The following is a 13,807-nucleotide window of genomic DNA, read 5'->3' as shown; positions in this document are numbered from 1 at the left end:
AAGGGATTCCCTCCGGGTCATGTCGAGCGCTCGGCGATGTCACCGGCCCGGAAGGACAGGCAGTACGGACGCAGGTTCGGCGACTGCGTGTAGTCGATGTTGGACCGCATGCCGAGCGACTCGTACGGCTTGAACAGATAGACGAACGGGGTCTGCGCACGATAGAAGTCGAACAGCTCCGCCAGCGCCTCCTTGCGGGCGGCCTCGTCCTGGCCGTACCGCATCCGGTTGAACGCGTCCGTGTACGCCTCGGTCGCGATGAAGTGCTTCTTGTTGGCCGCCTCGCCCTCCGGCGCCCAGTGCCGTTCGATCATGCCCATCGGGTCCGGGTAGTACAGCGGGTTGGACCAGGTCCTGATCTCCAGGCCGGGGTCCTCGTCCGGGATGTCGTCGACCTGCACCAGCTTCGCGGTGACGCCGACGTCGGCCCACATGTCCACCACGGCCTGCGCGACCAGATCGGCGTAGGTGTAGTAGTTCGTGGTGTTGTAGATCTCGATCACCTCGCCGGCGTACCCGGACGAGGCCACCAGCTGCTTGGCCTTCTCGGCATCGAAGGCAATGTCCTGGCGGTCCGGGAACTTCAGCGCATCCTGGTAGCTGGTGAACTGGTAGGACGTCGCCGCCTCGGCCTTGCCCTCCCAGATCGACTCGACGATCGCGGCCCGGTCGATCGCGTAGTCCAGCGCGGCGCGGAGCTCCGGCTTGGCCAGCACCGGGTTGGACATGTTCAGCCGGTAGAGGTGATAGAGCTCGAGCACCCCGCCGACGATCTTCACCCGTTGATCACCGGCGAGCAGGGTCTCCTGATCCGGCGGGATGTTCGTGATGAAGTCGACCTCGTCGTTCTTCAAGGCCGTGATCCGGGACGCGATCTCCGGAATGGAGAGGTAGGTGATCTTGGTGTACGGCGGCTCGCCGGACCAGTGCCCGGGCACGGCCTCCAAGATCAACGAGACGTCCGGTGTGTACTCCGCGACCTGGTACGGCCCGGTGGCGACCGGCTTGTTGGACGCCGCGTCCAGCCCCACCTCGGTCGTGTAGGCCTTCGCCGAGATGCCGGCGTTCGGGTCCGACAGGAGGTGCTCCATCAGCGGCTCGGGATGCTTCGTCGTGGCCCGTACCGTGAAGTCGTCGACGGCCTTGAACTCGGTGACATTGGCCAGCAGATAGGCGTACGCGGTGGCGTAGCTCGGGTCCTCCTTGGTGATCACCCGGTTCATCGAGTAGACGACGTCGGCCGCAGTGAACGGGCTGCCGTCGTGGAACGTCACGTCGTCGCGAAGCTCGAACTCCCAGGTCAGATCCTCGACCTGCTTCCAGGACTTGGCCAGGCCGGGCTTGAACGCCGCCTGCTCCGCCTTGGTGTCCCGGGCGATCAAGGTGTCATAGATGTTGTGGTAGGCCTGGATGCCCGAGTTGGACACCGAGCCGTTCGCATCCAGCGTGCTCGGCAGCGACTGGACCCCGATCCGCAGTTCCTTCCGCGCCGCCATGCCGGTCGCCGTCCCGGTGCACCCGGTCGCCAGCGTCGCCGCGGCGCCGGCGGACATCCCGATCCCGAGCAGGGCTCGACGGCTCAGCGGAGACTCACTCATGATCAATTCCTATCGGCGGTGACTGTGATCATTCCCTCGGCGGCCCGGGACCAGCGGCGTTGATCATGAGTATTCGAGCGGCCGCGGAGAGCGTCAATGCGGCCTTGGTGATAGGGGGATAACGGATTGCGTCGAGTAGGGTCGGCCCATGGCCGTGACGTTGCAGCAGCTGGAGATCTTCCGCGCCGTCGCCCGTAATCTGTCGTTCTCCGTCGCGGCGAAGGAGGTCTACACCTCGCAACCGCACGTGTCGAACCAGATCCGGAAGTTGGAGGAGCACTACCGGGTGCCGCTGTTCATCCGGTCGCGGCCCGGGATCGCGCTCACCGAGGCCGGGCTCGCGCTCTACGAGCGGATCAACATCATCCTGTCCGACATCGAGGAGGCCGAACAGGTCATCCAGCAGTTCCGCGGGCTGCAGCGCGGCACGGTGCGGCTGGCCGCGACCGCCAGCGCCGGCAACCACGTGATCCCGGGCATCGTCGCCGACTTCCAGCGACGGCACCCCGACATCGTCGTACGCATGCAGGTGAGCAACACCGAGGACGTCCTCGGCCAAGTCGACCGGGACGAGGCCGAGCTCGCGATCACCCCGCGGCCGCCGGAGTGGGGTGAGCTGGAGAGTGAGTCCCTCTACATCGAGAACCTGGTGGTCCTGTTCCCCTCCTCGATGACGCTGCCGGACCCGCTGACGGTGCAGGATTTCGCCGGCCTGCCCCAGGTGGCCCGCGAGGAGGGCTCGCTGACCTGGGAGATCATGCGGGAACTGCTCGAAGATCACGATCCGCGCGTCGTCGCCCAGCTGGGCGGCACCACCGCGGTCAACGAGGCGGTCGCGGCCGGCCTCGGGGTCTCCCTGGTGCCGGAGACCACCGCGAAGGCCTGGCTCGAGGCGGGCTCGGTGCAGGTGCGGGCCCTGCAGGACGCCCGCCCGGTGCACCACTTCTTCCTGGTCCATTCGCCGCAGCGGTACGTGACTCCCGCCACCCGGGCGCTGATCGAACACCTGCGGGCCTGGGCGGCCGACGGCGGTCCGGGGCTGAAGCCGCCCAGTTGATCAACCTCCGTGATCACCTCATTGCTCATTGTGCATTGTCCGGTCTCGGGCGCCTGGGCAGACTGATGCGCAGGCCGACCGGCCGATGCTGATCATGAACGAGGGGACCACCGATGACGCACGCCGCTGCGCCGGGATCCGTCCAGGTCGCCGTCTTCGATCAGGGAAAGGTCGAGCTGCGTCGGATCGAGCTGCCCGCGCGGGCGGCTGGCGAGATCGACGTCGACGTGACCGCGGCGGCGATCTGCGGATCGGATCTGCACACCGTTCTCGGGCATCGGTCGGCGCCGCCCGCGACGGCGCTGGGACACGAGGGCGTCGGCCGGGTGAGTGCGGTGGACCCCGGCGCGACCGACCTGCGCGGTGATCCGCTCCGGGCCGGCGACCGGGTCGTCCTCTCCATGATCAGATCCTGCGGCCGGTGCGATCGCTGCCGAGCCGGGCTGACCATGAAATGCCGATTCCTGTTCAAGTACGGTCACGCCTCGGTCACCGAGCCGCCGTACGCGAGCGGCACCCTGGCCACCCGGATCCGGATCAGTCCCGGTGTCCCGGTGCTCCGGATCCCCGACCGGGTCGACGATTCGATCATGGTCCCGGCCGGCTGCGCCACGGCGACCGCGGCGGCCGTGGTGACGGCCGCCGCGCCGACCGGCGACGAGCCGGTGTTGATCTTCGGCGCCGGCGCGGTCGGCCTCTATTGCGCCGCCATGCTGGCCGGTCTCGGCTGCGCCGTCGTCGTCCGGGACCCGTCGGAGCAGCGATTGGCGATGCTGTCCGGGACCGGCGCGGTGCCGGACGACGGTGCCGAGCGTCCGTACCCGATCGTGGTGGAGGCCTCCGGCAGCCCGGCCGCCTTCGCCGACGCCCTCACGGCGGTCGATCTCGGCGGCCGGGTGATCGGCGCCGGTTCGGTGAGCCTCGACGCCGGAACCGTCACCGTCGACCCCGCCCTCCTGGTCACCCGCCGGATCCGGTTCACCGGCGTCCACAACTACACCCCGGACGAGTTCTGCCTGGCGGTCGACTGGCTGGCCGAGCACGGAGACCGTCTTGATCTTGGTCGCCTCGTCTCGCCACCGCAACCCCTGACCAAGATCACCGAAGCCTTCACCCTGATGCAGTCCGGCACCTACCCCCGAGTCCTGGTCCGCCCCTGATCTGTGTCCAGGACGTACCGGCGGCACACGTACACGCGCCGGAACCGGGCTCGGAGCCGATCCTCGTCCTCGATTCGGGCGTGCAGGAACGCGTGCATCGGTCCATCCAGTTCATCCGGAGTCGAGAAGCCGGCTCGCGACTCGCCCGGTCCGAGATAGACGTGCAGGTAGCGATGGTCCTCGCGGAAGCCGGCCCGGCGATACCAGGCGTTGGCGGCGCGGTCCTCCCGGGTCCAGGCATCCACCCTGCCGGCCTGGATCGGCAACCGTTGAAGCGCCTGTCCCAGCAAGGCGGAAGCGATGCCCTGACCCCGGGCATCAGGATGGACGACGACCGTCTCGATCGTGGCCAGCTCACCGTCGACCACAAGATCAAGAATTCCGATCACCGTTGCGCCGTCGACCGCGACCAGCCGGATTGCCGGCCGCTCGTAGTCGGGTCGTTCGGTCCAGACGTCGTCGTAGTAGTCGGTTTCGAAGAATCCGAGCAGGCGGCAGCGAAGCCAGGAATCCCGATCGGACGAAGCATAGTCGCGAACCCTGAATATGGGCATGATCATCCTCTGGATCGATGGAATGGATCAAGATCATCGAGGGTCAGCGCACCCAACAGATTAGTCCTCGAATTCCCTTGTTTTATTGGTGCCTGGGGAATTAATGCGGTAGAATCGTCACATGTTCGAGGCGCTGGAGGAGCGGGTCGTCGGTTACGGGACCGACGACATCCTCAAAGGCGCCGAAGATGCGCTGCGGGCCAAGGTGGAGGCGGAGAATCTGCTGTTGGCCTGGATCGCGGCGTGGGCGGATGCGAACTCGGCGGACTCGATCCATCCCGACGAACTGAAACTGCTCGGCGGTCCACGCGGGGTGCGGCTCGGTGGCGAGGGGACGCCCGAGGTGAACGACCTCGCCCTTGAGGAGTTGGCGGTCAAGATCAAGAAGAGTGATCATGCCTGCACCAGCTTGGTCGGCGAGGTGCTCGACCTACGTCACCGGATGCCCTTGGTTTGGGAGAAGACGATGCGGTGCGAGGTGGAGGGCTGGCAGGCCCGCAGCCTCGCCCGGAAGACCCACCACCTTCCCCTGGAACTGGCCCGACAGATCGACGAAGAGATCGCCGGAATCGCTGGAAGCGTCGGCTACCAGAAGTTGCAGAACTACGCCGAAGCCGCGATTGCCCGGGTCGACGGGGACCGAATGGAGCGGGAGGCTGCGGAACGGAAGAAGCAGCTCGGGGTGTGGCTGTCCCAGACCAACGACGAAGGCTTGAAGTCGATCTTCGCCCGGTTGGAGCCGCCGGACGCGATCCGGCTGTTCGGCCGGATCCAGGAACTCGCCGACGCACTACCGCCCGATGATCGGACCCCGGACGAACGGCGTGCCGCCGGACTGGCACTGCTGGCCAACGAGTTGGAGGCGACCCGGGTGCTGGCCGAGGCTCGCCAGCCGGACCTGTTCGACTCCGAGTTCGCCGAAGCCGTCCAGCCGATCGACGGCGACCACGATGAGCCGCTGGAGGAGTCCGAGGTTCATCCGTCCCTGCGGGATAAGCCGAAGCCGGTCGTCGACTTCGAAGCAGCCGTGTTCAAGGCCGCCGTCGAACAGGTCGTGGCGAAGCTGGACCCTGCCCTGCTGGTGCCGACCTCGACGCTGGTCGTGCACATCGCCGCCGAAACCCTCGAGAACGAGCACGGGATCTGCCGGGTGCCCGGCATCGGACCCGCGTTGAAAGGTGTCGTCAAGGACTGGCTCGGCCACGACCGGATCAAGGTCGTGCCGGTGATCGACCTCAACGACACCCCGGCCCCGGTCGACGCGTACGAAATCCCGGACCGACACAAACGGTATCTACGGTTCGCCCGGCCCGGCTCCAGATTTCCCTGGTCGACCGCAACCGGACGACTCGAATTCGATCACACCCAGACCTACCGATCGGACGGTCCGCCGGGTCAGACCGATGTCGCCAAGCTGACCCCACTGGCAAAACGGGAGCACCGCGCGGTCACGTTCGGGGGTTGGCAGCGACGACAACCCGAGCCGGACACGATGATCTTCAAATCACCCCACGGCGATGTCCAGGTCACCAACTACTCCGGCACTTTCGATCTTGGTCGCGGCTCGTTCGCCCACGCTGTGTGGACCGCTGCGACGCCGAACACCTGACCGACTGCAGCGGACCGATGCCTGGCCGCCGCCGGACTGGCGATGGGAGGATGCACGGATGGACGAGTCGGCGCCCGAACTCCGTACGTTCGCGTCGGAGCGCTGGCCGGACATCGACTGGACCGGGGCCTTGATCACGTCGGGGGCGTTCCACACGGTGATCACGCCGAACGACGGGCCGATCGCCAGGATCACGACGGGCGCCGGGTTCGCGGAGCGTACGGAACGCGAGGCGGGGATCCTGCGGACGCTCGACGAGCACGGGCTCCCGGTCCCACTCCCCCGCCTGCTGGACGGCCCGCTGCACCGGGATCGCTGGTCGGCGGTGCTGATCACCAGAGTCCCGGGACGGGCGGATCCATCAGCCCTCGATGAGGTACGGGGAGCGGCCTACCGCGCGGTGCTCGACGGGTTCGCCGTGCTGATCATCGAGCAGGACGCCGGCCCGGCCGTGTGCCATGGCGACTTCGGGCCGCACAACCTGCTCTGGGCCGACGGCGGACGGGTCGCCGGAGCGTTCGATCTTGATCATGCCTGCGTCGGTGATCCGGCGATCGATGTCGCACCGCTGATCGGGTTTCACGGCGCCGACGCGATCGCTCCGCTCTGCTCGGCCGAGGTGCTCCGGCGAGCGATGGTGCACCGCGCGACGCTGTCGCTGCAGGTCGCCGCCGCGGCCCAGCTGGGCGGTTCGACCGACCTTCGTGATCATGCCTTGCGCAACTTCGGCAACCGCCATGATCGGGGAACGCTGTTCGACCCGAACGGCCGGCGTTCCCCGATCCGGGGGTTGATCAGGCGGGCTGCTCCGCCTTCGACTCACTCTTCTGCTCGCCCTCGGAGTGGCCGGCGCCGTTCTGGTTGCCGTTGCCACCGCCGCCGCTGCCGCCCCGGGAACGGGACCGGCCGCCACGGCCGCGACCGCCACCGCCGCCGCTGCCACCCCCGCCGCGGTGCTGCTCGCGCGCGCCGCCGTCGGGCTGCGCCTGGGACTCGACCGGCACGTCGTGCAGCTCGAGCCCGCGGCCGCTGCAGTGTGGGCAGGGCGTGCTGAACGCCTCCAGCAGGCCGGTGCCGATCCGCTTCCGGGTCATCTGGACCAGGCCGAGGCTGGTCACCTCGGCGACCTGGTGCCGGGTCCGGTCGCGGCCGAGGCACTCGACCAGCCGACGCAACAGCAGTTCGCGGTTGCTCGGCAGCACCATGTCGATGAAGTCGATCACGATGATGCCACCGATGTCGCGCAGCCGGAGCTGGCGGACGATCTCCTCGGCCGCCTCCAGGTTGTTGCTGGTGACGGTCGCCTCGAGGTTGCCGCCGCTGCCGGTGAACTTGCCGGTGTTGACGTCGATCACCGTCATCGCCTCGGTACGGTCGATGATCAGCGAGCCGCCGGACGGCAGGAACACCTTGCGCTCCAGGGCTTTCGCGATCTGCTCGTCCAGCCGGAACTCGGCGAACAGGTCGCTGTTCTCGTCGCCCTCCCAGCGCTTCATCCGGTCGGCCAGGTGCGGCGCGACGTGGCCGACGTAGGCCTGGATCACGTCGTACGCGTCGGTCGTGCCGCCGTTGCCCTGCACGATCAGCTCGGCGAAGTCCTCGGTGAAGAGGTCGCGGACGATCCGTACGGTCAGGTCGGGCTCGCCGTACAGCAACTGCGGCGCGCTGCCGGACTTGACCTTCTTCTCGATGTCCTCCCACTGCGCGCGGAGGCGGTTGACGTCGCGGACGAGTTCGTCCTCGCTGGCCCCCTCGGCGGCGGTACGGACCACGACGCTGGCATCGTCAGGCACCAGGTCGGCCAGGATGTCCTTCAGCCGCTTCCGCTCGGTGTCGGGCAGCTTGCGGGAGATGCCGGACAGGTGACCGCCGGGCGCGTACACGATGTAGCGGCCCGGGATCGTCACGTGGTTGGTCAGCCGGGCGCCCTTGGCGCCGACCGGGTCCTTGGAGACCTGGACCAGCACGGTCTGGCCGGACTTGAGCACCCGCTCGACCTTGCGGTCGTCGCCGCTCACGCCGAACGAGTCCCAGTCGAGCTCGCCCGCGTAGAGCACCGCGTTGCGGCCGCGGCCGATGTCGATGAACGCGGCCTCCATCGAGGGCAGCACGTTCTGGACCCGGCCGAGGTAGACGTTGCCGATCAGCGACGCCGCCGATTCGCGGTCGACGTAGTGCTCGACCAGGACGTCGTCCTCCAGGACGGCGATCTGGGTGAGGTCCTCGCGCTGCCGGATCACCATCATGCGGGTGACCGACTCGCGGCGGGACAGGAACTCGGCCTCGGAGAGGATCGGGGCGCGGCGCCGGCCGGCCTCGCGGCCCTCCCGGCGGCGCTGCCGCTTCGCCTCCATCCGGGTCGAGCCGTCGATCCCGGTCACCTCGGACTTGGTGTCGCGGCGGCTGCGGGCGCTCGAGCCGGAGCTCGAACCCTCGTCGCCGTCCTCGCCGCGACGGCGCCGGCGGCGCCGACGGCGGCGGCTGCCGTCGCCCTCGGCTTCGGTGTCACCGGACTCCGCCTCGGCGTCGCCGGACTCGGCCGGCTCCACGGCGGTCTCCTTCGACGGGTCGGCCTCCGCGGTGACCTCCTCGTCGTCACCGTCACCGTCACCGCTGGCACCGCGACGGCGGCGGCGACCGCCCCGGCGGCGCCGGCGGCGCCGATGACCATCGGGTACGTCATCATCGTCCATCGCGGAGTCGTCGACCGACTCGTCGTCGGACGCGTCCTCCTGCGCCGTCTCGGACTGACCGAGCAGCGCGGCGACCGCCTCGGCGATCGGGTCGGCGGTCTCCGTTGCCGGAGCCTCCGTGGAAGCCTCGGCGGCCTCGTCCTCGGCTGCGGACGCCTCGGCCTCGGCCTCGGCCTCAGCCGGTACGTCCTCGGCGGCCGGCTCCTCGACCGGAGCCTCCTCCTCGACCGGCTCGACCGCGGGCGACTCGGCCGCCATGACCGGCTGCTCGGGCTCGGCCGCAACCGACTGCTCGGGCTCGGCCGCGTCAGCGGCCGGTTCCGGCGCCACGGCGGGCTCCTCGGCAGCCGGGGCGGCGGCCGCGGTCTTCTTGCTGGCCCGCTTCCGGGCGGGCTTCTTCTCGGCCGGTTCGGCCGCGGCCTTCTTGGTCCGGCGGCGGGTTGTCTTCGGCGCGTCGGCCTCGGCTGCGGGGGCCTGCTCGACCGGTGCCTCGACGGCAGGGGCCTCGGCAGGGGCTTCGACGGCGGCTTCGGCCGGAGCGGTCTCGGCAGCGGCCGGCTCGGCGGGCTCAGGGGCCGCGGCGGCCTTCTTGGTGGTCCGGCGGGAGGTCGTCTTCTTGGCCGCCCGCTTCGCCGGTGCGGGCTTCGCCTCAACCTCGGGCTCCGTCGCCGGAGTGTCGGCGGCAGGTGCCTCGGTGGGCAGGTCGAGCGTCGGCGCCGGGGTCGGTGGGCCGGCCGGCCGGGTCGCGGCCCGCCGGCGGCGGGTCGGCGGCTTGGTCACCTGCTCCGGCGTCGAATCGCCGAACAGGGTCTCATCGGGGGTATGCGTGTCGGGCTCATGTTCGAGCATCCAGACTCCTTCAGGGCACGCCTTGAACGTGCCACCTCGTCAGCTGCTCCGGCCGAGGCCGGGCTGCGAAAGCTTGCAGTGGTCGACTCCGGGTGCCTCCCGCGGTCGCAGGCCAGGTCCACAGCCGGGCCGTGCGTCGCGGTGAAGGTGCCCATACCAGGTGTTTCGAGCTGTCACCTCGATGCACCGGGCGGTCGAGTCCTGGCGCTTGGAGCGCCCTGGACACCACCCAGTATTCCACAAGTCAACCGGATTCCCGATTTCCGGCGTACGCGACACGGCATCCGGTCAGGACGAGTACAGCTTGTCGGCGTACCGCTCGCCATAGTAACTGCGCAGTTCCTCGAGGGAGGCTTCGGGCCGTTCCAGCAGCTTCGCGATCTCCGGCCGCGACGGCACGCCGTCATGGTTCCAGGTCTCGGCGTCCCAGAGCCGCGAGCGCAGGAAGGCCTTGCTGCAGTGGTGGAAGATCTCGTCGATCTCGACCACCAGCGCCAGCACCGGGCGGTGTCCCTTGACCACCATCCGGTCGAAGAAGTCGGCGTCCGAGACGAGCCGGGCCCGGCCGTTGACCCGCAGCGTGTCGGTGCGGCCGGGCAGCACGAAGATCAGGCCGACGTGCGGGTTGGTCAGGATGTTGCGGTAGCCGTCGGCGCGCCGGTTGCCCGGGCGTTCCGCGACGGCGATGGTCCTGTCGTCGATGACGTACGCGAGCTGCCCGGCGGGATCGCCCTTCGGCGAGACGTCGCAGCTGCCGTCGACGGCCGACGTCGCGACCAGGCAGAACGGCGCCGCGGCCAGCCAGGCTCGGTCGACGTCGTGCAGGGCGGGCCGCACCTTGTCCCGGACCCGCGGCAGCGGCGTACCGATCAGTTCTTCGAGCTGAGCCACGTCGGTGATCTCGGTCCACCCCATGCGCCTAACCTACGTGGCCGCCCGCCCACCGTTGTCAGCAGTGTCCTCGTCGTCCGGGGTGACCAGCTCGAACCCGGCGTCGGACAGGTCGTCAGAGAGTTCGTCGGTGACCAGCAGGTCGTCGTCCAGCTGATGGGTCCGGTACGCGGTCCGGGCCACCATGTGCGCCGCGACCGGGGCGGTGAACAGCTGCAGCAACCCGACCAGGACCAACAGGGCGATCACCGCCGGCTGGCGCAGCGTGAACCCGATCCCGGTCAGCACGAACAGCAGGCCGAGCGTCTGCGGCTTGGTCGCCGCGTGCATCCGGCTCAGCACGTCCGGCAGCCGGAGCAGCCCGATCGCCGCCGTCAGGCAGAGCACCGCGCCGAGCAGCACCAGCACCGCGCCGATCACGTCCAGCACGCCGTCGACCCCGCCGGTCATGGCCGCTCACCCCGCTTCGGGTCGAAGTCGGGCGGTACGTTCCACTTCACGGCCTTGTCCCGGTCGGAGACGAACCGCGCGATGCTGAGCGACCCGGCGAACCCGAGCAGCGCCAGCACCAGGATCACCGGCAGCGTGGTCGCGTGCTTGTGCATCACGGCCTCGGTGGCGAGCGCGGCGATCACGATCGCGATCATCACGTCGGTGGCCACCACCCGGTCCAGCGTGCTCGGGCCCTTCGACATCCTGATCAAGGTCAGCACCGCGGCGACGCCGAGCAGCACGACGCCGATGCCGAGGATCACGGTGACGATCATGAGGCCTCCCCCTCGGTCAGCCGGGCCCGTTCCGCCTTGCTGCCGAGCGAGGCGAGCACTCGTTGTTCCGCGGTACGGACCTCGCGCCGCACCCGGTCCAGCTCGCCCGGCCCGGTCGCATCGAGCACGTGCAGATAGAGGGTGCGGCTGGATCGCCGGGCCTCGATCACGATGCTGCCCGGCACCAGCGACACCATTTCCGCGGTGAGTGTCTGGTAGAGGTCGGACTCGGACCGCAACTGGACCCGGACGACGGCACCACGCGGCGGTGTCGGCCGCAGGATCGTCCGGACCACGTCGACGCTGGCCAGCGCAAGATCACCGATCAGCCGCAGCACGGTCCAGATCAGGTGCAGCGGCCGGAGCCGGCCCTCGAACGGCACCGGCGGCAGCGGGAACAGCACGGTGATCACCAGGCCGACGACAAGTCCGCTGATCACGATCAACAGCGACACCTCGCCCCAGAGCACGATCCAGACCACGGCCAGCACGATGATCGTCGCCGGCTGGAGTCCGTTCCGGCGCGGCGGGATACCAGGGTCGGCGCCTCCGTCTGATGGCGGGGTGTTCATCGGACTCCCTCCGGCAGCACGGCCTGCAGGTACGGGGCTCGGAGCAGCATGTCGCCGGCGGCCCGCTCGGCGTAGGAGTAGAGCGGTCCGGCGATGAACGTGATCGCGAACCCGATCAGGACCAGGAACGCGGCGGTGATCACCATCCCGCGCGGCAGTTCGATCTTGCCGCGCCGCACGGTCAGCGTGCCCTCCCGGTCCGGCACACCGTCCGGCGCGGAACGCCAGAACGCCCGGTTCCACACCTTCGCCATCGCATACAGGGTGAGCAGGCTGGTCAGCACACCGCCGGCGACGAGGACGTACGCGAGCGGAGTGCCGGCGGCGACACCCGCGCCGAGCAGGCCGAGCTTGCCGACGAACCCGGACAGCGGCGGGATCCCGGCCAGGTTCATCGCCGGCACGAAGAACAGCACACCGAGCAGCGGCGACAGGGCGGCCAGGCCGCCGAGGTCGCTCAGCGAGGTGGTGCCGCCGCGCCGCTCGATCAACCCGGTGACCAGGAACAGCGTCGTCTGGATCGTGATGTGGTGCGCGGTGTAGAAGATCGCGCCGGCGTAGCCGCCGGTGCTGGCCAGGGCGACGCCGAAGATCATGTAGCCGATGTGGCTGACCAGGGTGAAGGAGAGCATCCGTTTGATCTCGGACTGCGCCACCGCGCCGAGGATGCCGATGATCATGGTCAGCAACGCCGCCCACAGCAGCAGCCCGGTCAGCGGGCTGTCCGGGAACAGCACGGTCTGGGTGCGGATGATCGCGTACACGCCGACCTTGGTCAGCAAGCCCGCGAACACGGCGGTGACCGGCGCCGGCGCCGTCGGGTACGAGTCCGGCAGCCAGGCCGACAGCGGGAACACGGCCGCCTTGATCGCGAACACCGTCAGCAGCAGCAACTGCAGGATCAACTGCAACTGGTCCGGCAGTTCGGCGAGCCGGCCGGCCAGCTGGGCCAGGTTGACCGACCCGGTGGCCGCATAGATCACCGCGATCGTGACCAGGAACAGCAACGAGGACAGCAGGTTGACCACGACATAGGTGGTGCCGGCCCGGATCCGTTCCCCGGTGCCGCCCAGGGTGAGCAGCACGTAGGAGGCGAACAGCAGGATCTCGAACCCGACGAACAGATTGAACAGATCCCCGGCCAGGAAGGCATTCGAGACGCCGGCGGCCAGCACCAGGAACGTCGGGTGGAAGATCGAGACCGGTGTCTCCCGTTGTCGTTCCTCGAGATCGGAACCCATCGCGAAGATCAACACGGTCAGGGTGACCAGCGACGAGACGACCAGCATCAGCGCCGACATCCGGTCCACGACGAGCGCGATCCCGAGCGGCGGCGGCCAGGCTCCGACCCACAGCACGATCGGCCCGAAGGCGTCGGTCAGGTAGACCAGGAAGCCCTCGACCGCGAGCACCAGCAGCAGGACGGCGGTCGAGACGACCCGCTGGATCCGCGGGTGCCGGCTCAGCGCCAGGGTGACCCCGGCGCCGACCAGCGGCAGCAGCACCGGCAAGGGCAACAGGTTGTTCACGGCCGCGCACCTCCGGTCCCGGCGGTGTCGGCTTCCGTCTCGTCCGGCTCCGGCAGGTCGGCCGGATCCACCGGCTCCTCGGGGCGCACGTCCTCGGAGATGATCACCCGCTCGTCCTCCGACGGTACGGACGCGTCGGCCTCGTCGTACGAAGCCGAGGCGAGGTCCGCCTCGGCCAGCTGGCGGATCCTGCGGTCCTCCACGTCGTCGGCGACCTCGTCGTTGCCGTTCAGCTGGAAGCTCCGATAGGCGAGCGTGAGCAGGAAGGCCGCCATCGCGAGCGTGATCACGATCGCCGTCAGCACCATGGCCTGCGGCAACGGGTCGCTCATCCGCTCCGGCGCCGTCAGCCCGATGATCGGCGCTCCCCCGGCCGCGCCCGAGGCGACCAGGAACAGCACGTTCACCCCGTTGCCGGCGAGCAGCAGCCCGACCAGGATCCGGGTCAGCGACCGCTCCAGCAGCAGGTAGACCCCGGCCGTGATCAACACGCCGCCGACGATGATCAACGCCAGGTTCGGTTCCATG

The 13,807-nt window shown here is 69.2% G+C and carries 12 protein-coding genes and 1 pseudogene; 4 read left to right on the top strand and 9 right to left on the bottom strand.

Going from position 1 to position 13,807, the window contains the following annotated elements:
- Window positions 1-17: 17 nt before the first annotated feature.
- Window positions 18-1,598: an ABC transporter substrate-binding protein gene (locus BKA15_RS29885; RefSeq protein ID WP_179757219.1), complete on the bottom strand. Its 1,581-nt coding sequence runs from the start codon at window positions 1,596-1,598 to the stop codon at window positions 18-20.
- Window positions 1,599-1,746: 148 nt separating this feature from the next.
- Here BKA15_RS29885 and BKA15_RS29880 point away from each other — a divergent pair, with 148 nt between their 5' ends.
- Together BKA15_RS29880 and BKA15_RS29875 are read left to right on the top strand one after the other, a co-directional pair.
- Window positions 1,747-2,655 (top strand): LysR family transcriptional regulator, encoded by a 909-nt coding sequence (locus BKA15_RS29880; protein WP_179757218.1) that lies wholly within the window; start codon window positions 1,747-1,749, stop codon window positions 2,653-2,655.
- A gap of 113 nt (window positions 2,656-2,768) precedes the next feature.
- Window positions 2,769-3,815, top strand: a complete 1,047-nt coding sequence (locus BKA15_RS29875; RefSeq protein WP_179757217.1) for an alcohol dehydrogenase catalytic domain-containing protein — start codon at window positions 2,769-2,771, stop codon at window positions 3,813-3,815.
- Here BKA15_RS29875 and BKA15_RS29870 read toward each other — a convergent pair.
- Window positions 3,788-4,375 (bottom strand): GNAT family N-acetyltransferase, encoded by a 588-nt coding sequence (locus BKA15_RS29870; protein WP_218871635.1) that lies wholly within the window; start codon window positions 4,373-4,375, stop codon window positions 3,788-3,790. The genes BKA15_RS29875 and BKA15_RS29870 overlap by 28 nt on opposite strands.
- 115 nt (window positions 4,376-4,490) lie before the next feature.
- Here BKA15_RS29870 and BKA15_RS29865 point away from each other — a divergent pair, with 115 nt between their 5' ends.
- Together BKA15_RS29865 and BKA15_RS37420 are read left to right on the top strand one after the other, a co-directional pair.
- Entirely contained in the window at window positions 4,491-5,978 is a 1,488-nt protein-coding gene (locus BKA15_RS29865) for a DUF222 domain-containing protein (protein ID WP_179757215.1), read from the top strand.
- Window positions 5,887-6,495 (top strand): annotated as a pseudogene (locus BKA15_RS37420) (phosphotransferase); the annotation flags it as partial. The gene BKA15_RS29865 and the pseudogene BKA15_RS37420, both read left to right, overlap by 92 nt.
- Window positions 6,496-6,772: 277 nt before the next feature.
- Here BKA15_RS37420 and BKA15_RS29855 read toward each other — a convergent pair.
- The 7 genes from BKA15_RS29855 to BKA15_RS29825 form a co-directional block, all read right to left on the bottom strand.
- Window positions 6,773-9,520 (bottom strand): Rne/Rng family ribonuclease, encoded by a 2,748-nt coding sequence (locus tag BKA15_RS29855; RefSeq protein WP_179757213.1) that lies wholly within the window; start codon window positions 9,518-9,520, stop codon window positions 6,773-6,775.
- 288 nt (window positions 9,521-9,808) lie between these two features.
- Window positions 9,809-10,435: a pyridoxamine 5'-phosphate oxidase family protein gene (locus BKA15_RS29850; RefSeq protein ID WP_179757211.1), complete on the bottom strand. Its 627-nt coding sequence runs from the start codon at window positions 10,433-10,435 to the stop codon at window positions 9,809-9,811.
- Between the two features lie 9 nt (window positions 10,436-10,444).
- Entirely contained in the window at window positions 10,445-10,861 is a 417-nt protein-coding gene (gene mnhG / locus BKA15_RS29845) for a monovalent cation/H(+) antiporter subunit G (RefSeq protein WP_179757209.1), read from the bottom strand.
- Entirely contained in the window at window positions 10,858-11,178 is a 321-nt protein-coding gene (locus BKA15_RS29840; RefSeq protein WP_179757207.1) for an MrpF/PhaF family protein, read from the bottom strand. The genes mnhG and BKA15_RS29840 overlap by 4 nt, the downstream gene beginning before the upstream one ends.
- Window positions 11,175-11,750 carry a Na+/H+ antiporter subunit E gene (locus BKA15_RS29835; RefSeq protein ID WP_179757205.1) on the bottom strand — a complete coding sequence of 192 codons (576 nt, stop codon included), beginning with the start codon at window positions 11,748-11,750 and terminating at the stop codon, window positions 11,175-11,177. Before BKA15_RS29835 ends, BKA15_RS29840 begins: the two co-directional genes overlap by 4 nt.
- Complete coding sequence (locus tag BKA15_RS29830) at window positions 11,747-13,279, bottom strand: Na+/H+ antiporter subunit D (RefSeq protein ID WP_179757203.1); 1,533 nt, start codon at window positions 13,277-13,279, stop codon at window positions 11,747-11,749. Before BKA15_RS29830 ends, BKA15_RS29835 begins: the two co-directional genes overlap by 4 nt.
- Window positions 13,276-13,806: a Na(+)/H(+) antiporter subunit C gene (locus BKA15_RS29825; RefSeq protein ID WP_179757201.1), complete on the bottom strand. Its 531-nt coding sequence runs from the start codon at window positions 13,804-13,806 to the stop codon at window positions 13,276-13,278. Before BKA15_RS29825 ends, BKA15_RS29830 begins: the two co-directional genes overlap by 4 nt.
- Between the last annotated feature and the right edge of the window lies 1 nt (window position 13,807).

Source organism: Microlunatus parietis (genome assembly GCF_013407955.1).
In the GTDB taxonomy this organism is placed as follows: Bacteria; Actinomycetota; Actinomycetes; order Propionibacteriales; family Propionibacteriaceae; genus Microlunatus; species Microlunatus parietis.
Note: the sequence above shows the minus strand (reverse complement) of the source record. Positions and strands in the feature narration are given on the sequence as shown.